This window comes from Pseudomonas sp. Wu6 (genome assembly GCF_019891515.1).
In the GTDB taxonomy this organism is placed as follows: domain Bacteria; phylum Pseudomonadota; class Gammaproteobacteria; order Pseudomonadales; family Pseudomonadaceae; genus Aquipseudomonas; species Aquipseudomonas orientalis_A.
In genome coordinates this window covers 23,991-42,684 of sequence record NZ_JAFLXH010000001.1, presented here as the reverse complement: position 1 = coordinate 42,684, position 18,694 = coordinate 23,991, and the positions used below count along the sequence as shown (strand labels likewise).

Below are 18,694 nucleotides of genomic sequence, written 5' to 3'. Positions count from 1 at the left end.
CCTGGAAAATTTCGCCAATGGTCGTGCAAGGTGCGCGCCGAGGGCTGCAAAGGGCTTTAAAAGGCTTGATGACGTCTGAAATTTCCCGTTTCAATACGCGTATGCCAAACTAACCCGCATATAGACAAGGTGAAAACTCTCTAATGGCCGATTGGCAGTCCCTCGATCCCGAGGCCGCTCGTGAAGCGGAAAAATATGAAAACCCTATTCCTAGCCGCGAACTGATCCTGGCGCACCTCGCCGATCGTGGTTCGCCTGCTAGCCGCGAGCAGTTGGTTGAAGAGTTCGGTCTGACCACCGAAGACCAGCTCGAAGCCCTGCGCCGCCGTTTGCGTGCGATGGAGCGCGATGCTCAGTTGATCTACACCCGCCGTGGCACCTACGCGCCGGTCGACAAGCTCGACCTGATCCTGGGCCGTATCGCCGGCCATCGGGACGGCTTCGGCTTCCTGATCCCGGATGACGGCAGTGACGACCTGTTCATGAGCCCTGCGCAAATGCGCCTGGTGTTCGATGGCGACCGTGCCCTGGCGCGCGTGTCCGGCCTGGACCGTCGTGGGCGTCGTGAAGGCGTGATCGTCGAAGTGGTGTCCCGTGCCCACGAGTCCATCGTCGGTCGTTACTTCGAAGAAGGCGGTATCGGCTTTGTGGTGCCGGATAACCCGAAGGTCCAGCAGGAAGTGCTGATCACCCCGGGCCGCAATGGCGCCGCCAAGGTCGGCCAGTTCGTCGAGGTGAAAATCACCCACTGGCCGACTGCGCGCTTCCAGCCCCAGGGCGATATCGTTGAAGTGGTCGGCAACTACATGGCGCCGGGCATGGAAATCGACGTGGCGCTGCGCACCTACGATATTCCTCACGTCTGGCCTGATGCCGTGCTCAAGGAAGCCGCCAAGCTCAAGCCGGAAGTTGAAGACAAAGACAAAGAAAAACGCATCGACCTGCGCCATCTGCCGTTCGTCACCATCGACGGCGAAGATGCGCGCGACTTCGATGACGCGGTCTACTGTGAAGCCAAGCCGGGCAAGCTGCGCCTGTTCTCCGGCGGCTGGAAGCTGTACGTCGCGATTGCCGACGTGTCCAGCTACGTGAAGATCGGTTCGGCCCTGGATAACGAAGCCCAGGTGCGCGGCAACTCCGTGTACTTCCCTGAGCGCGTGATCCCGATGTTGCCGGAGCAGCTGTCCAACGGCCTGTGCTCGCTGAACCCGAAAGTCGACCGTTTGGCCATGGTGTGCGAGATGACCATCTCCAAAACCGGCGAAATGACCGACTACCAGTTCTACGAAGCGGTGATTCACTCCCAGGCGCGGCTGACCTACAACAAGGTCAGCACCATCCTGGAAGCGCCGAAGACCAGCGAAGCCAAGGCCCTGCGCGGCGAATACGCCGACGTGGTGCCGCACCTCAAGCAGCTGTACTCGCTGTACAAGGTGCTGCTGGGCGCCCGCCACACCCGTGGCGCGATCGATTTTGAAACCCAGGAAACCCGGATTGTCTTCGGTTCCGAGCGCAAGATCGCTGCCATCACCCCGACCACCCGTAACGACGCGCACAAGCTGATCGAGGAATGCATGCTGGCGGCCAACGTGGCCACCGCTGAATTCCTGAAGAAGCACGAGATTCCTGCGTTGTACCGCGTCCACGACGGTCCGCCGCCGGAGCGCCTGGAAAAACTGCGTGCGTTCCTTGGCGAGCTCGGCCTGTCCCTGCACAAAGGCAAGGACGGCCCGACGCCGAAGGATTACCAGGCCCTGCTGGCCAGCATCAAGGACCGTCCGGATTACCACGTGATCCAGACCGTGATGCTGCGCTCGTTGAGCCAGGCGGTGTACAGCGCCGATAACCAGGGCCACTTCGGCCTGAATTACGAGGCGTACACCCACTTCACTTCGCCGATCCGCCGTTACCCGGACTTGCTCACGCACCGCGCGATCCGCAGCGTGATCCATTCCAAGCAGAACACCCCGCACGTCAAGCGCGCCGGTGCCATGACCATTCCGAAGGCACGGATCTATCCGTACGACGAAGCGGCGCTTGAGCAGTTGGGCGAGCAGTGCTCCATGAGCGAGCGTCGCGCCGACGAAGCCACCCGCGATGTGGTGAACTGGCTCAAGTGCGAGTTCATGAAGGATCGCGTGGGCGAATCGTTCCCGGGTGTGATCACCGCCGTGACCGGTTTCGGCCTGTTCGTCGAGCTGACCGACATCTACGTCGAGGGTCTGGTGCACGTCACCGCCTTGCCGGGTGACTACTACCACTTCGATCCTGTGCACCATCGCCTGGCGGGCGAGCGCACCGGTCGCAGCTTCCGCTTGGGCGATACCGTGGAAGTGCAGGTCATGCGTGTCGATCTGGACGAGCGCAAGATCGACTTCGGCATGCCTGACAAGCCCGCAGAGCCGGCTGGCCGCAAAAAGCGTGGCAGCGAAACCGCAGCGCCGGCGTCCAAGGGCAAGGCTTCCAGCGCGAAGACGGCTGCCGAGCCTGCACCTGCCAAGACCGGGCGTCGTTCTTCGGCCAAGGACAAGGCCCCTGAGGCCTACCGCCCAAGCGACGCCGCGGCGAAAAATGCCGAGCTGCGCAAGAGCCGTGAGTTGAAGCAACAGCTGCTCAACGAAGCCAAAAGCGGTGGTAAAGCGGCGTCTGGGGGAAAGTCCCAAGGGGCGGAAAAACCGTCGAGCAAACCGAGTAAACACCGTAAAGGCCCGCCTAAAGCGGGTTCGGCCCCCGCGAAAAGCGGCGGGTCGCGCAAACCTAAGGCCAAGTCATGAGTCTGGAAAAAATCTACGGCGTGCACGCCGTAGAAGCACTGCTGCGTCACCACCCCAAGCGCGTCAAACAGGTGTGGCTGGCGGAAGGTCGCAGCGAGCCACGCGTGCAGACGCTGGTCGAGCTGGCCACCCAGAACAAGGTTGCCATCGGCCAGGCCGAACGCCGTGAAATGGACGTATGGGTAGAAGGCGTTCACCAGGGCGTAGTGGCCGACGTCAGCCCGAGTCAGGTGTGGGGCGAAGCCATGCTCGACGAGCTGCTCGACCGTACCGAAGGCGCACCGTTGCTGCTGGTGCTGGACGGCGTGACCGATCCGCACAACCTCGGCGCCTGCCTGCGTTCGGCGGATGCGGCCGGCGCGCTGGCAGTGATCGTGCCTAAAGACAAGTCGGCCACCCTCACGCCGGTCGTGCGTAAAGTGGCCTGCGGCGCGGCGGAAGTGATTCCGCTGGTGGCCGTGACCAACCTGGCGCGCACCCTGGAGAAGCTTCAGCAGCGCGGCTTGTGGATTGTCGGCACGGCAGGCGAGGCCGAAGTCAGCATCTACGATCAGGACCTCACCGGCCCGACCATCCTGGTCATGGGCGCCGAAGGCAAGGGCATGCGTCGCCTGACCCGCGAGCATTGCGATTACCTGGTGCACTTGCCGATGGCCGGCAGCGTCAGCAGCCTGAACGTGTCGGTGGCGACGGGCGTATGCCTGTTCGAAGCGCGGCGTCAGCGCGGTGCCAAGGCCAAGACCAAGAAGTAAGCCGGGCCTGGCCTGGATCAAAATGTGGGAGGGGGCTTGCCCCCGATTGCGGTGTTTCAGTTACAGATGTTGTGACTGACCCACTGCAATCGGGAGCAAGCCCCCTCCCACAGTTGTTTTTGTGGTGTTTGGGCGATTGTTCAAATAATCACCAATCACCTTGCGCGCTTTCTCCCCCTTCTCTACAATTGCGCCCCTTGCCCACCTGGCAGGCACGCATGTGCCTCCCCTGCGGCAAGATCCATAAGTGTCATTCACTCCTTGTCTGACCGTTTTTGAGCGGCAGGCTACAACCCGTAAGGAGCATTCATGCGTCATTACGAAATCATCTTTTTGGTCCACCCGGATCAAAGCGAGCAAGTCGGCGGCATGGTTGAGCGTTACACCAAGCTGATCGAAGAAGACGGCGGCAAAATCCACCGTCTGGAAGATTGGGGCCGTCGTCAACTGGCCTACGCAATCAACAATGTTCACAAGGCTCACTACGTGATGCTGAACGTTGAATGCACCGGCAAGGCCCTGGCCGAGCTGGAAGACAACTTCCGCTACAACGATGCAGTGATCCGTAACCTGGTCATCCGTCGCGAAGAAGCCGTTACCGGCCAATCCGAGATGCTCAAGGCTGAAGAAAACCGCAGTGAGCGCCGTGAGCGTCGCGACCGTCCTGAGCACGAAGGCGCTGATAGCGCTGATAGTGATGACAGCGACAACAGCGATAACGCTGACGAGTAATCCACGGACCTTTTAAGGAGCCTATCAAATGGCACGTTTCTTCCGTCGTCGTAAATTCTGCCGCTTCACCGCTGAAGACGTGAAAGAGATCGATTACAAAGATCTCAACACTCTGAAAGCCTACGTATCCGAGACCGGCAAAATCGTTCCAAGCCGTATCACCGGTACCAAAGCACGTTATCAGCGTCAGCTGGCCACCGCTATCAAGCGCGCCCGCTTCCTGGCCCTGCTGGCCTACACCGACAGCCACGGCCGCTGAGACCGGGCAGTCGACAAGTAGTAAGGGATTGAATGCATGCGCGCCTTAGCTGAGTTCATCATGCGCGGTCGTGTGCAGGCCACTCTGGTAGTGGCTGGCTGTGCGGCATTGCCGTTGCTTTATTGGTTGGGTGCTGCCGCTGGATGCCTTGTGCTCCTGCGGCGCGGTTTGAAGGACGCCCTGGGCGTTCTTGCCCTGGGTTTGTTGCCGGCCTTGATCTGGTGGCTGCAAATGGGTGATCCACGGGTACTTCTGGTACTGCTGGGGTCATCGAGCCTTGCGTTGGTTCTGCGCGCAAGTGAGTCCTGGGTCCGTACGCTGCTGGTCAGCGTGGCAGTGGGGTTGGTGTACTCAGTGATGCTTGGCGCGGCTTTCCGCCCGCAAATCGAGGCGCTGGCGCAGGAGATCGTCAAGATCCTGCCGCTGGCCCTCGGGGATATCTACCAGCAATTGTCGGTAGATGAGCGAGCGCGGTTTGCGTCACTGATTGCGCCGGTCCTGACCGGCCTGATTGCGGCTTTGCTGCAGGTTGTCAGCGTGCTGAGCCTGATTCTTGGGCGTTATTGGCAGGCGTTGTTGTATAACCCGGGTGGTTTTGGTCGCGAGTTTCGCAGTATCAGAATTCCCGCAGGACCGGCGATGTTGCTGCTGGCGTGCATGGTTGTCGGACCGAACTTCGGTCCACAGATGGCCTTGCTGGCGCCGATTTGCAGCGTACCGCTGGTGTTTGCCGGGCTGGCCCTGATTCATGGGCTGGTGGCGCGAAAGCGCCTTGCCAGGTTCTGGCTGGTGGGGTTGTACGTCACGCTGTTGCTGTTCATGCAGCTGATCTATCCGTTACTCGTGGTCCTGGCCATTGTCGACGGCCTGATTGATTTTCGCGGACGTCTGGCGTCGAAAGATGCCGATAGCGCGAACGGTGAAGGTTAAAAGTTAGAGGATTTTCACATGCAACTGATCCTTCTGGAAAAAGTCGCCAACCTGGGCAACCTGGGCGACAAAGTGAACGTTAAGGCCGGCTACGGTCGTAACTACCTGCTGCCATACGGCAAAGCCACCGCTGCAACCGCTGCCAACCTGGCTGCGTTTGAAGAGCGTCGTGCTGAGCTGGAAAAAGCCGCAGCAGACAAAAAAGCTTCGGCCGAAACTCGCGCTGCCCAACTGGCTGAGCTGGAAGTGACTATCACTGCCACTGCCGGTGACGAAGGCAAGCTGTTCGGTTCGATCGGCACCCACGACATCGCTGATGCACTGACCGCCTCCGGCGTTGAAGTGCAGAAGAGCGAAGTTCGTCTGCCGAACGGCACCATCCGCAACGTAGGCGAATTCGACGTAGCCGTGCACCTGCACGCCGAAGTTGAAGCCACCGTACGCGTTGTCGTGGTAGCAGCTTAAGTCGCACCTAACTGACTGGCACCTCGTGTGTCAGCCGGTTAACATCGGGCACGATCCTGTTTACAGGTCGTGCCTTTTGTTTTTTTACACACCCCAAATTTCAAGTGGCCATGAACGAAATCTCCGCTCCTGAGCAATACGATCTGCAAACCGCTGCCCTGAAGGTGCCGCCGCATTCCATCGAGGCCGAACAGGCCGTGCTCGGTGGCTTGATGCTGGACAACAACGCCTGGGAACGCGTGCTGGATCAAGTCTCGGACGGTGACTTCTATCGCCATGACCACCGCCTGATCTTCCGCGCCATCGCCAAGCTGGCCGACCAGAACTCACCGATCGACGTGGTGACCCTGGCCGAGCAACTGGACAAGGAAGGCCAGACCTCGCAGGTCGGCGGCCTGGGCTACCTCGGTGAGCTGGCGAAGAACACGCCGTCCGTCGCCAACATCAAGGCGTATGCGCAGATCGTCCGCGAGCGCGCCACCTTGCGCCAGTTGATCGGCATCAGCACCGAAATCGCCGACAGCGCCTTCAACCCCGAAGGCCGCACCGCCGCCGAAATCCTCGACGAAGCCGAGCGCCAGATCTTCCAGATCGCCGAAGCCCGTCCGAAAACCGGCGGGCCGGTCAGCGTCAACGACCTGCTGACCAAAGCCATCGACCGCATCGATACCCTGTTCAACACGGATGCGGCGATTACCGGCATTTCCACCGGCTACACCGACCTCGACGAAAAGACCAGCGGCCTGCAGCCGTCCGACCTGATCATCGTCGCCGGTCGTCCGTCGATGGGTAAGACCACCTTTGCAATGAACCTGGTGGAAAACGCCGTACTGCGCAGCGACAAGGCGGTGCTGGTGTATTCCCTCGAGATGCCAGGCGAATCGCTGATCATGCGTATGCTGTCGTCGCTCGGCCGTATCGACCAGACCAAGGTGCGTTCCGGTCAGCTCGAAGACGACGATTGGCCGCGCCTGACCTCGGCGGTCAACCTGCTCAACGACCGCAAGCTGTTCATCGATGACACCGCCGGTATCAGCCCTTCAGAGATGCGTGCGCGTACCCGCCGCCTGGTGCGTGAACACGGTGACATCGCCCTGATCATGATCGACTACCTGCAGTTGATGCAGATCCCGGGTTCGAGCGGCGACAACCGTACCAACGAGATTTCCGAAATCTCCCGTTCCCTGAAAGCCCTGGCCAAGGAATTCAACTGCCCGGTAGTGGCGCTCTCCCAGCTCAACCGTTCCCTGGAACAACGCCCCAACAAGCGCCCGGTGAACTCCGACTTGCGTGAATCCGGGGCAATCGAGCAGGATGCCGACGTGATCATGTTCGTGTACCGCGACGAGGTGTACCACCCCGAAACGGAACACAAGGGCATCGCCGAGATCATCATCGGCAAGCAGCGGAACGGCCCGATCGGCTTTATTCGCCTGGCGTTCATCGGTAAGTACACGCGCTTCGAGAACCTGGCGCCGGGCAGTTACAACTTCGACGACGACGAGTAACCGCTGGCCGGGATCATTCGGCCAGCACTTGCCGAGTCAGTGTCTGGATCAGCTCGGCTTCTTCGATAGCGAGCTGGGCCTGCTCGTCATCGGTTTGCTTCTTGTAGTCTGCTTCCGGCAGCAGTCCGGCGACAAAACTGTCACGTAATGCATTCAATCGTTCCTGAGCGGGTTGGCGCTGCGCTTCGAATTGCGCTCGGTATTTGTTGGTTATATAGACCTGCCAGAACTCCCTGGAAACCAGTGCCTGGAATTCCTCAGGTGAATTATCCAGGGCCACGATTTTTTCATAAGCGCTATCCAGCCTGTCCTGAGTGACGTCACCCATCTGGGTAAAGGCCGTCCGCTGAGGCTGTCCGGGCAGCTGGAGGCGATCCTTGAGACCGTAGCGATAAGCCAGCCTGATCTCGACTTCCTCACTCAGGCGCAGGCGATGGGGGCGTTTCCCTTCTTCCGATACCGTCGGATCGTTGACGATCATCTCGCTGCGCTGGATGTCGGCTGAGGCGAACTTGTCCACTTCGTGCAAACGGAACAGCCCTCTGGACAATGCCGACAGCGCCTTGCCTTGTGATTGGTCCATGGCTTGACTCAGGGCCCTGTATACCAGGACCGCGACCTCCAGGTTGCCAAACGAGAACGCCGCTCGGTCGCAGCACGCAGGTTCGCCGGCCCGATCGAAAACTTCTCTGCGCAGCTGTTCGGACTCCGGACTGTTTTCGGAGATGGCGTCGATCAACTCCCAGACTCTTCGCCGGTGATCCTGCTGGCCCGTACCCAGTTGCTCCAGGCGCCTGAGCAGGTCGAAGAAAGGCTCCGCTCCCTGCTGTTCGCGCAGCATATTCCATTGCGCCCGCCTGGCGGAAACCTGGGCGGAGGCCAGTCCGTTGGTCAAGCGTCGAAACGACTCGTCGCCCCGATTTCTAAAGGGTGCCGGTGACCTGTTTTCGGTGGATGTGACCACTAGACGGTTCGGCTGCCCCACTTGGGCGAGCCCGGCTGTGATCAACCGTTCTGCGTATTGCGCGACCCGCGTCAACGTCTGATCGGACAATGGATTGCCGGTAACAGAGGTCACGTTATTGAGTCGGGCCGCCTGGGCCAGGAGCGCATCTGTAGGCGCGATGACGGCGTCAGGGATCTCTGTAATCCGGTTGGCATTCAGGTTGATCGTGTCCAGCAGCGGCTGCTCCGCCAGGCCCGTCGGCCATGTCTCAATGCCTGTGCCCGACAGATTAATCGAGCGGATATCGGGTATCTGGCTGAAGTCGGGGGTCACGCCGAGCTGTTGGTTTCCCTGTAACAAGAGCGCTCTGAGCGTGACGCGTTCCGCCAGGATGCGGGCGGTGTCCGGGGTCAGGCGAATACGGTTGTTATGCAGATACAAGCGCGTAAGGCCGTGCATCTCGCCCAATGCCGGGGGAAGGTCCCTGAGCTGATTGTCTGCCAGGTTCAGCCAGCGTACGTGTCGGTATCGCGTCAGGAAGCTTTCCGGGGAAACACTCAGGTTCATATTATCCAGCTTGAGTGAGCCTACGTGGCTGAAGTCTACGTCAAGGTCTGGCAGGCTCGGCAGTGTCAGTCCACTGAGATCAAGTTGCAGGCCGATCGGTGTGCCGTCATTGGCCAGCATCTGTGGTGTTTCTCGTCTCCAGCAACTCAGAATACGAGCTTTAGCGATGTCGCGATCCCCCCGAGTCACTGCATTGGTTGCCAATTGGCCTGCGCGAACGTAGCCCTGACGGCGAACGCCTCCCGAAAAGGCCCAGGCGTCCAACTGTGATTGGAGTTGATTGAACTCAAGTTCCAGCCTGTCCAGCTCTGCCGCCACTGTTCCTTTGGGGAGCCCCCAGAGAAACTCTCGACTTTGCTTGATGCTCTTGCCCGGATACATCCGCCGATACCTTTCAACCCTTGGATTGCCACAGTCAAACGCGCTGTCGATTGCGTTGTTGATCAGGTTCGGATGGTTTTCATGCAGATTGCGCCAATAGCTGTCGAATTTTCTCCAGTATTTAGCGGGGAAGTCATTGCCTTGCAGCTGCGTGACGTTATTGATCCGGACGATGGCTTCCAATTGATCGGTCGGTGGGTTCAGGCAGGTTTCAGGCACTGCGCGCAGGCGGTTATTGAGCAGTTTGACGCTTTTCAGGTTGGTTTGACTCAGCAGGCCTGTTGGCCATTGATCGATCTGTGTACTGCTGAGGTCCAGGGTTTGCAGTTTCGGCATGCCACTGAAATCGGGTGTTATCCCCAGCGGGTTTTCCGACAGATCGATATGTTCAAGCTGGGCCAGGCCGGCCAATTTTTCAGCGCTGGGTACATCCAGCCTGATCTGGTTCGAGCTCACGTTCAGCGAGGTTAATTGGCTCATTTCGCTGACCGCTGTGGGAAGCCTGTCGAGTTTGGAGTGGGTGATGCTCAGTCGCTCCAGATTGGAGAAATTGCCCAGGAACGTATCGGCCCCGTCCGACCAGTTGATCGACACAAGTTCCAACTTCCGTACATGGCTGAAGTCGGCTTTCAGTCCTGGAAGCGCAGCCGTACCCGGCGGCATCCTGAGTGATGTCCCGGTCTCACGACGCCAGCAGCGTTTGACCTCATCGGTAACGAGCCTGGGCCAGCTTGCAGATTCGGATGCGTTCGCATGCCGCCATGCTTTCAACTCCCTGCCGAGGGTTCTGTATTCGGTTTCTCGTCGAGCCAGTCCGCCGGCAATGTCGTTGCCCAGAGACTGGATAAAGGCGTTGATCTGTCCCTGGTCAAACGACGGAAACAGTCTGTGTACTCGCCGCTGCGGACTGCGCAGTTGATTCAAGAGGGCGCTGGCACTGTCGGCCAATTGCCGAAAGAACGACCAGTCATGCCATTCGCCTCGTACACCCCCCGGAGCACCGACGAGGGCGCTGACCCACACATTGGCGGCGTTGCGCCGGATGGCATGGCTTTCACCGAGGCGGCTGCTGTTGTAGACGTTAGCCTCGTCCATTGCTACCGGATCGCCCGGTTTGACGATGCGCCAGACTTTGCCAGTCGCCGAGGAAGCGTCGCGGTCGAGCATGACCCGGTAGGTGCCGTTGTCGATGGTCACGTATCGACGCTCGCCCATGGCGTGGATGCCGTCTGCATCGGCATTGTCTGGCACATGCCAGTGGGGTATCCGGAAAGCACTGATGCTTGAGGTTGATAGCGGCGCCTCCCGCGAAGGTGTGAGGAATTGCGGCAGATGCGCCTGTTGTACGCGCGCCTGTTCAAGCACGTCCTGGGCCAGCACGGCGATGTCGTGGGGCTCAAGGCCCAACTCATTGCGTTGGGTTTCGGTGAGCGCGCGCAGGGTGGCGCCGAGTAGGCTGTTCTGCCCGGCGACGGCCGTTTTCAGTTCGCCACTGCCCTGTAGGTAGCCGGCATATTCAGTGCCGGACTTGACCAGCATGACGAAGCTGTCTGCGTCTTCGCTCCCATAGGTTTCCAGCAGTGAGCCTCGGTGGGTGATCCGCCCGGTCTGATCGGTGGCGCCTTGGTAAACCTTTACACCGAGGTCGCTCGGCCAACCCGGCAAGAGCGTCAGCAGGTTGCAGAACAGGGCCTGGCTGTGCGCGTTGAGCCCGAGGCCGCTCGGGTCCGAAAGTGCGTTGAGCGCCTCAGTGATGGTGCTTTGTTGAATACTCTTGTGAATGGCTTCGCGTACTGGAGCCTCCAGGAACGAGTAAAGGCCGATGTCGCGTAATGCGGGATGAAGCCTTAGCAAATCTGCGGCCATTGCTCGTGACAGGTCCGGAAAGCGACGCCGCAACAGGCTGATGGCGGGGTCACCACCGGCTGTCTGCTCAAACAGTGCCGTGGGTGCAAACCGAGTGGCTGGATGTTGTGCATTCATGTGGTCGCGCAGTCGGCCATCGCGTAACGCCTCATACACGGCTGCTTGATGCGTCTGAAGGTGTGCCGCGAGTTTTTTTCTCAGCTCAAGCAATCGGCTCGCCAGGTGGTGCGCTTCACTGCCGTGACCTGCCTGACCCAACGTGCTACCCGGGATGAGTCGTTCATGTTCCTGCAAGACCTGTTGCATGAGTGAGCCGACCGGCGAGCCAAATGCCGGTGCCAGGTAACGATCACGCCCCTCCTGGCGCAGCTCGATGGTGGCCAACGGTTGTGTGTGGGGCGCGAGCACCGGGGTGTAGCTGGACAGCAAGGTTTTGCCGTCAGGGGTGTACAGCTTGATCGTGCAGGTGCCCAGGTCTGCCAGTAGTGCAGGCATGATCTGGTCGGCGATGGGCGGCAGCGGGCCATCGCTGCGCTCTAGCGCTGTTTGCAGCTGGGTGAGCCCTTCGCGCAGTTGCTGATTCTCGATGGCTTGTGTCAAGGCGACAGGGCCGGGCCGGCGATCGAACCAGATATCCAGCAATTCCTGGCGATCAACGGCTGCGACATCCAACGCGCGCTTGCTGGCGGTCGGGCTCAACGGCAGTTCGCTGGGCGAGATCATGTGCTGCAGCAATTGGGCTTCGTTCAGCGCGCGGGTATCGATGGAGTCGAGTGTCCAGCGGTCATGTTTGGCCGAGTAAGTGACATAGGGGTGAATGCTTGAAGAGCCCGGCATGTCCAGTTGATAGCGCCCGGAGCTCTTCTCGAGGGTGACCTGGGCGAATTTGGTTTGGTTGTCGACCTGCAGCTTGATGTAGCTGCGGCCGCCCTTTTCAAACAGGCCTTGAGGGTTTTGTTCAAGTCCTGTCAGGTAGTTCGGGTCGATTTGTGTGTAGTCGTTGATGAACCACAACCCTGGCTTGCCGTCTGTGGCAATAGCGTAGTTGGGGTTGCCCAGCGCGCTCATCAACCGACGGGTGCGGCGGGCAGACAACTTGGCCGCCGCCCCCTGTAAACGCAGCCCCACCAGCAGGTCAAGAATGTCGCCGACGGCTTGCACCAGCTCTGCCTGCTGGCCTCGGCGCAGCGCCACAATGGCAGACCAGGTCTGGTAGACGAGGGTGCCCAGCATTGCGACCAGCATGATTTTGCCCAAGCCGGTCACGCCACCGGGGAGCGGAATCAGCAGCATCGACAAGGTCTCGCTGACCAGATAGGTGGCCAACGCAACGGCGGCCTCGCGGTCCGCCATTTTATTGGTGCGCGCCAGTCGGATAAGGTCCGATTGGATTGGCCACGACTGGTAGATCGGCAAGGTGAGGGCGAGGCTGCGGATGTCCGTGCCGATTTTTTCCACCGCCAGTTTTTGCCTGTTTGGGGTCTTGCTGGCAAACAGGTCGTACAGGATCCGTGCGTGCCAGGAGAGGTCGTCCCGGTTGACATTCAGCGGTTTGATGAAGGCTCGCAGCTTTTCCTGATTGTTCAGGGAGATGGCCTTCATGAACCAACTGAAGTGTGCCAGCCCCACGTCGTTGCGGATCTGGTTCTGCAGGGCGTCCACGGCTTCTTGCCCAGAGGCGTGCCGCCGTAGTGCGCCGTTGGGGCGGTCCGGGAAATAACTGTAGACGCAAGAACCGTCTGGCGTATCAAAGCGACGAGTGAAAAACGGCAAGGCAATCTTGTCGCCGCCGGCGTCCAGTTGGTAGAGGTCCCAATGCACGCTGGTGTCGAACAGCCAGCTTTTGAGGTCATTGAATTCCCGCTCGCTGATACTCCAGGACTCATTGGTGCGATAGGCGTCCCTCAAAGCGACCAGCAGCTTGGTGCCTTGCAGGCCGGAGAGCGGGGTGGACAGGCGCTTCATGAACTCTTTTTCGATGTAGTCGCTGATGCGCTTGCCGATGTCCACGCTCCTTGCCACGCCCACGAACTCTTTGACGCTGATGACGTCGCCGCTGATAGAGCTGGCGCGTTGTTCTTCGGTGGAGAAATACGCGGTAAACCCGAAGTTGCGATACGCGGCCTCCAGCAAGGTGATCGAGCGTTCGTACTCACGTACGCCCAGGTCCTCTTTGTAGATACGCACGTTGTTGCCCAGGCGATCGTTGGCGGGGAGGTCATCCGGGGAGACCGGCAACTGCCGGATCCGCGTCTTCAGGTAGGTAGTACGCGAATTGATGGCCGTGCCGGTTTTGCTCTTCAGCGCGCGCTCCAGAGCGTCGACCATTTGCTGGCTCAGGTCGTCGTAAAGAGCTGTGAGGGCGTTGCCAAGGGTTTGCTCGCGCTCCACCAGCTCTTTGCTCAGGCGCAGGTATTCTTTTTGCTCATCCACGCCCATCTTGCCCATGAAGGCGGTTACGTTTTCCTGTATCAGCTGATAAATCTGTTGTTCGGCCCAGCTTGCATTGGTGAGTAATGCAGGTTGCTCTGCATCAGGGGTGACTGAGTTGGTCATGGTGTGTGCTCAGGAAGAGAGCGCTTGGCATGGCAGCCTGGCAGGCGCTCTGTTGAAAGGACCGAGCGACATTAGGGCGGACAGTATCGAAAGAAGCGGTGCATAAAGCTGTGCGCTGAAAACGCCCCGGCCGCTGCACCGTCAATGACGACGAGTGATCAGCACCCCCATGCGGGCCCTGCCACCAGCAAAACCGGGCTATAAGCGCCGTCGGGCGCGGCGTGGCTAAAAGCCGACCACTGTCGTCGGAATTGGTCAAAATTTGTGCTATATTCCGCGCCCGCGATTTTTCATCTCAACACCGGTCACCGTCATGCAAACAGCCAAGCCGTTATTTGACTATCCCAAGTACTGGGCCGAATGTTTCGGTCCTGCGCCATTCCTGCCGATGAGCAGGGAGGAGATGGATCAGCTTGGCTGGGATTCCTGCGACATCATCATCGTCACCGGTGATGCCTACGTTGACCATCCGTCGTTCGGCATGGCGATCATCGGCCGGCTGCTGGAGTCCCAGGGCTTTCGCGTCGGGATCATCGCCCAGCCGAACTGGCAGTCCAAAGACGACTTCATGAAGCTCGGCGAGCCGAACCTGTTCTTCGGCGTCGCGGCCGGCAACATGGACTCGATGATCAACCGCTACACCGCCGACAAGAAAATCCGCTCCGACGACGCCTACACCCCTGGCGGCATGGCCGGCAAACGCCCGGACCGTGCGAGCCTGGTGTACAGCCAGCGTTGCAAGGAAGCCTACAAGAACGTGCCGATCGTGCTGGGCGGTATCGAAGCCTCCCTGCGCCGCATCGCCCACTACGACTATTGGCAGGACCGTGTGCGCAACTCGATCCTGATCGACGCCACCGCCGATATCCTGCTGTACGGCAACGCCGAGCGGGCCATCGTCGAAGTGGCCCAGCGCCTGTCGTGGGGCCATAAGATCGAAGACATCACCGACGTGCGCGGCACCGCGTTCATTCGCCGTGACACCCCGGCGGGCTGGTATGAAGTGGACTCCACGCGCATCGACCGCCCGGGCAAGGTCGACAAGATCATCAACCCGTACGTCAATACCCAGGACACCCAGGCTTGCGCCATCGAGCAGGAAAAAGGCGCGGTGGACGACCCGGAAGAAGCCAAGGTCGTACAGATCCTGGCCAGCCCGCGCATGACCCGCGACAAGACCGTCATCCGCCTGCCTTCGGTGGAAAAAGTCCGTGGCGATGCAGTGCTCTACGCCCACGCCAACCGCGTGTTGCACCTGGAAACCAACCCAGGCAACGCCCGCGCCCTGGTGCAGAAGCACGGTGAAGTCGACGTGTGGTTCAACCCGCCGCCCATTCCGATGACCACCGAAGAAATGGACTACGTGTTCGGCATGCCTTACGCCCGTGTCCCGCACCCGGCGTACGGCAAGGAGAAGATCCCGGCCTACGACATGATCCGCTTCTCGGTGAACATCATGCGTGGCTGCTTCGGCGGCTGCACTTTCTGCTCGATCACCGAGCACGAAGGCCGCATCATCCAGAACCGTTCCGAAGAGTCGATCATTCGCGAGATCGAAGAGATCCGCGACAAGGTGCCGGGCTTTACCGGCGTGATCTCCGACCTCGGTGGGCCAACCGCGAACATGTATCGCATCGCCTGCAAGAGCCCGGAAATCGAATCCGCGTGCCGCAAGCCGTCGTGCGTGTTCCCTGGCATCTGCCCGAACCTGAACACCGACCACTCGTCGCTGATCCAGCTGTACCGCAGCGCCCGTGCGTTGCCGGGTGTGAAGAAGATCCTGATCGCCTCCGGCCTGCGTTACGACCTGGCCGTTGAGTCGCCGGAATACGTCAAGGAACTGGTGACCCACCACGTCGGTGGCTACCTGAAGATCGCCCCGGAGCATACCGAGGAAGGTCCGCTCAACCAGATGATGAAACCGGGCATCGGCAGCTATGACAAGTTCAAGCGCATGTTCGAGAAGTACACCAAGGAAGCGGGCAAGGAACAGTACCTGATCCCGTACTTCATCGCCGCTCACCCCGGCACCACCGATGAAGACATGATGAACCTGGCCCTGTGGCTCAAGGGCAACGGCTTCCGTGCCGACCAGGTGCAGGCGTTCTATCCGTCGCCGATGGCCACCGCCACCGCGATGTACCACTCGGGCAAGAACCCGCTGCGCAAGGTCACCTACAAGAGCGATGCGGTGACCATCGTCAAGAGCGAAGAGCAGCGCCGCCTGCACAAGGCGTTCCTGCGCTACCACGACCCCAAGGGCTGGCCGATGCTGCGTGAAGCGCTGACCCGCATGGGCCGCGCCGACCTGATCGGGCCGGGCAAGGACCAACTGATTCCGCTGCACCAGCCGAGCACCGACAGCTACCAGAGCGCGCGTCGCAAGAACTCGACGCCGGCCGGCAGCCACAAGGTCGCCAGGGAAACCACCACCAAAATCCTCACCCAGCACACCGGCCTGCCACCGCGTGGCAGTGATGGCAGCAACCCGTGGGACAAGCGCGAGCAAGCCAAGGCGGCGGCGCAGGCGCGCAACAAACAGGCGGCGAAGGAACGTACCGATGCGGCGAAGGGCAAAGGCGGCAAGCCTGTGCGCAAGCCGGTGGTGCCGCGTTGATCGCAGCCTGACATGCCAAACGCCAGCCTCGTGCTGGCGTTTTGCTTTCTAGTCGGTGGTGAGCCTGTTTGGTATGGTGGCGCCTATCAGATTGCTATCGGGGGCAAGCCCCCTCCCACACGTTGATGCGTGTATACATTCAAAATGTGGGAGGGGGCTTGCCCCCGATAGCGTCAGTTCCGTCACCCCCTTCAAGGAAGATCACCCCCATGAGCAACCCCCTGCTCAGCATCGGCATGGACTCCAACCGCTCCCAGTTCATGGCGCGCCAGCGTATTGAAAGTCAGATCAACCTGCCGCGGTTGTTTGCAGCTATCGACGCCGATCCGGGCATCGTCGGGGCTGGCGTTGTGTATATCGACGCTGACCTCAACGTTATCACTCTGCGCGAATTCAAGCCCATCTGCAGTATCAGGCCCAAGCGCATCATCTTGCGCGAGGCGCAGAAATACATCTCGCCCGCACAGTTTGTAGAGCAGGTGAAGACCGACCCCCGCGAAGGACGTCTGAGGAAAGAGGCGTTTGATATGGGCCTTTCATGTGGCGCAGCGGTGATCGGCTGGATCGTTGTATTCAGCGGCAGCGTCGCTGTGCCGTTCACTGCGGGTGCCAGTGCGTTTGTGGTGGGTATCGGCGTCACTGCGGCGCTGGCGAGCAGCGCCCAATGCGGATTTGGCGTGGCGCGTACCTATAACGAAATACTTGATCCCGATGCGAACGACCGCATGGACGACGCCGAATGGTATGGCGCGGTTTCACCCATCCTCGATGCGGCCTCGCTGGTGGGGATCGGCACGGGGGCCTTGACCACGGTCAGGCTGCTCAAAGCCAACAAGGCCGCCGCGTTGGGTAAGAGTTGGTATGAGCTGCTCAAGGGCCTGAGCCGTCAGGAACGCAAGAAATTGACCAAGGAGTTGCTCAGCCTGCGCGATCCGAGCCTGACGCCCAAGTTGCTCAAGCTGCAGCAGCGCGCTGGCAAGCTGACCAAGAGCTACAGCTCCACCGAAATCCGCCACGCCACGCTGACCCAATTGAAAGATGCGCTGGGCGGCCTATTGGGCATCGCCGGTAGCTATCGAACCGGGCATGTCGGTACGGCCAGCACCATTGCGATCGGCTTGTACGAGGATTTGACCGAATGAGCGGCTTCCCCGATATGCGCAGTTTTCTCGCCCGTTATTTTCCGGTGTTCATGGGCACCGTCTTCATGGCGATCTTCTCCGGCTCAGTCGCAGTTTCCACTGCGGGCGTGACCTATTTGCGTGGGGTAGAGCCAGCGCTCAAGTCCAGCTATTCGGGGGCTGCGATTCTGCTGCTGGTGGTGGTGCTGGTGTTTGGCAACGTGATGATCGCGCGTGGCTATCCCTGGGCGGCCAGGCTGGTGGCGGGATACCTCGGCGCATGCCTGTTGTTCGTCTTGCCGATGATTCAGTACGACCTCAACCGCCTGGTGTACGGTTCGGCGGTTTTGTTCCCACTGCTGGGCTTACTGTTGCTCAACAGCAAGCGCCACCGCGAAATGCGTCAGCGGCTACATGAAATACGGCGCTTGCGACAGGCCGTCGTTGCCCAGCGTAGAGCCCGTTGATTGGGTAGATTCACCACCTGTGTTCGCACCTTCACCAGGAAGTCTGGCCCGCGTTACGATCTCGCGCTAAACCAGGCGGCCGCGCAGGCCTGTAAAACGCCAGTCTCGGGTTGGCGTTTCGCTTTGTGGTAGGTGCTGAGCCTGTTTGGTATGGTGGCGCCTATCAGATTGCTATCGGGGGCTTGCCCCCGATAGCGTCGGTTCAGTTGTACGAGGAAGTAAAAGAATGGGCGAACTGATGACGCTCCGGGACTTTTTCAGGCATTACTTTCTGACATTTCTGGGCGGCGTATTTGCGGCGTATTTTTCATTGGCGTTGGCCATGGCGCTGGCGTTCGTCACCTATTTTGCTGATGCGCCCCTTGCGCAAGTCGGGCGCAAGATCATGCTGGCCGGGGCCGTGTTCACGCTGCTGACGGTGCACAGCAACTTTATGATTTTGCGCGGCAAACCCTCTTGGACATGGTTGATGGTCGGTATCTACGTGGCCTGCCTGCTGTTTGTGTTGCCGATGTTCCAATACGCCCCTCATCCTGTTCTTTATGGGTTGGCGCTGGTTTTTCCACTGTTCGGGCTGCTGATACTCAACAGCAAGGGGCAGCGAGAGATGCGAGCCAAATTGGTTAAAATTCGCCACCTGCGGCAAGCCATCGGCGCCAGGCACAAGGCCCCATGACTGGGTAGATTCACCACCTCCCTCCAGGCGTTCGCCATAAATATGTGCAGCCTTCGCACCATGACGCCACCGTCGGC

Annotated in this window: 12 protein-coding genes; 11 read left to right on the top strand and 1 reads right to left on the bottom strand. The window is 60.1% G+C overall.

Annotation, left to right across the window (positions count from 1 at the left end):
• Positions 1-143 precede the first annotated feature (143 nt).
• The 7 genes from rnr to dnaB all read left to right on the top strand — a co-directional run bounded on the left by rnr (position 144) and on the right by dnaB (position 7,420).
• Positions 144-2,774 (top strand): ribonuclease R, encoded by a 2,631-nt coding sequence (gene rnr / locus J1G34_RS00150; RefSeq protein ID WP_065894508.1) that lies wholly within the window; start codon positions 144-146, stop codon positions 2,772-2,774.
• Positions 2,771-3,526: a 23S rRNA (guanosine(2251)-2'-O)-methyltransferase RlmB gene (gene rlmB, locus J1G34_RS00145; protein ID WP_065883318.1), complete on the top strand. Its 756-nt coding sequence runs from the start codon at positions 2,771-2,773 to the stop codon at positions 3,524-3,526. The genes rnr and rlmB overlap by 4 nt, the downstream gene beginning before the upstream one ends.
• A gap of 309 nt (positions 3,527-3,835) precedes the next feature.
• Positions 3,836-4,258 carry a 30S ribosomal protein S6 gene (gene rpsF / locus J1G34_RS00140; protein ID WP_003236224.1) on the top strand — a complete coding sequence of 141 codons (423 nt, stop codon included), beginning with the start codon at positions 3,836-3,838 and terminating at the stop codon, positions 4,256-4,258.
• 28 nt (positions 4,259-4,286) lie between these two features.
• Positions 4,287-4,517, top strand: coding sequence for a 30S ribosomal protein S18 (gene rpsR / locus J1G34_RS00135; RefSeq protein ID WP_002551829.1), 231 nt, complete (start codon positions 4,287-4,289; stop codon positions 4,515-4,517).
• Between the two features lie 36 nt (positions 4,518-4,553).
• The gene (locus J1G34_RS00130) at positions 4,554-5,447 is read left to right on the top strand and encodes a YybS family protein (protein WP_065896729.1); all 894 of its coding nucleotides are present in this window, start codon (positions 4,554-4,556) and stop codon (positions 5,445-5,447) included.
• 18 nt (positions 5,448-5,465) lie between these two features.
• Positions 5,466-5,912 (top strand): 50S ribosomal protein L9, encoded by a 447-nt coding sequence (rplI, locus tag J1G34_RS00125; protein WP_003171376.1) that lies wholly within the window; start codon positions 5,466-5,468, stop codon positions 5,910-5,912.
• Between the two features lie 110 nt (positions 5,913-6,022).
• Positions 6,023-7,420, top strand: a complete 1,398-nt coding sequence (gene dnaB, locus J1G34_RS00120; protein WP_003188079.1) for a replicative DNA helicase — start codon at positions 6,023-6,025, stop codon at positions 7,418-7,420.
• Between the two features lie 13 nt (positions 7,421-7,433).
• Here the strand turns inward: dnaB and J1G34_RS00115 are convergent, their stop codons facing one another.
• Positions 7,434-13,736, bottom strand: coding sequence for an NEL-type E3 ubiquitin ligase domain-containing protein (locus J1G34_RS00115; protein ID WP_222992988.1), 6,303 nt, complete (start codon positions 13,734-13,736; stop codon positions 7,434-7,436).
• 313 nt (positions 13,737-14,049) lie between these two features.
• Here J1G34_RS00115 and J1G34_RS00110 point away from each other — a divergent pair, with 313 nt between their 5' ends.
• From J1G34_RS00110 to J1G34_RS00095, 4 genes are all read left to right on the top strand, one after another.
• Positions 14,050-16,353 (top strand): YgiQ family radical SAM protein, encoded by a 2,304-nt coding sequence (locus tag J1G34_RS00110; RefSeq protein WP_065894512.1) that lies wholly within the window; start codon positions 14,050-14,052, stop codon positions 16,351-16,353.
• A gap of 209 nt (positions 16,354-16,562) precedes the next feature.
• A complete protein-coding gene (locus tag J1G34_RS00105) occupies positions 16,563-17,495 on the top strand; it encodes an NAD synthetase (protein WP_065894513.1) in 933 nt (310 codons plus the stop codon).
• Complete coding sequence (locus tag J1G34_RS00100; protein WP_065896731.1) at positions 17,492-17,941, top strand: hypothetical protein; 450 nt, start codon at positions 17,492-17,494, stop codon at positions 17,939-17,941. The genes J1G34_RS00105 and J1G34_RS00100 overlap by 4 nt, the downstream gene beginning before the upstream one ends.
• Before the next feature lie 226 nt (positions 17,942-18,167).
• On the top strand, positions 18,168-18,617 hold the full coding sequence (locus tag J1G34_RS00095) for a hypothetical protein (RefSeq protein ID WP_065894517.1): 450 nt from the start codon (positions 18,168-18,170) through the stop codon (positions 18,615-18,617).
• Positions 18,618-18,694 lie beyond the last annotated feature (77 nt).

Coding starts and splice junctions, on each gene's coding strand:
- rnr (WP_065894508.1), top strand. CDS start 144: ATGGCCGATTGGCAGTCCCTCGATCCCGAGGCCGCTCGTGAAGCGGAA.
- rlmB (WP_065883318.1), top strand. CDS start 2,771: ATGAGTCTGGAAAAAATCTACGGCGTGCACGCCGTAGAAGCACTGCTG.
- rpsF (WP_003236224.1), top strand. CDS start 3,836: ATGCGTCATTACGAAATCATCTTTTTGGTCCACCCGGATCAAAGCGAG.
- rpsR (WP_002551829.1), top strand. CDS start 4,287: ATGGCACGTTTCTTCCGTCGTCGTAAATTCTGCCGCTTCACCGCTGAA.
- J1G34_RS00130 (WP_065896729.1), top strand. CDS start 4,554: ATGCGCGCCTTAGCTGAGTTCATCATGCGCGGTCGTGTGCAGGCCACT.
- rplI (WP_003171376.1), top strand. CDS start 5,466: ATGCAACTGATCCTTCTGGAAAAAGTCGCCAACCTGGGCAACCTGGGC.
- dnaB (WP_003188079.1), top strand. CDS start 6,023: ATGAACGAAATCTCCGCTCCTGAGCAATACGATCTGCAAACCGCTGCC.
- J1G34_RS00115 (WP_222992988.1), bottom strand. CDS start 13,736: ATGACCAACTCAGTCACCCCTGATGCAGAGCAACCTGCATTACTCACC.
- J1G34_RS00110 (WP_065894512.1), top strand. CDS start 14,050: ATGCAAACAGCCAAGCCGTTATTTGACTATCCCAAGTACTGGGCCGAA.
- J1G34_RS00105 (WP_065894513.1), top strand. CDS start 16,563: ATGAGCAACCCCCTGCTCAGCATCGGCATGGACTCCAACCGCTCCCAG.
- J1G34_RS00100 (WP_065896731.1), top strand. CDS start 17,492: ATGAGCGGCTTCCCCGATATGCGCAGTTTTCTCGCCCGTTATTTTCCG.
- J1G34_RS00095 (WP_065894517.1), top strand. CDS start 18,168: ATGGGCGAACTGATGACGCTCCGGGACTTTTTCAGGCATTACTTTCTG.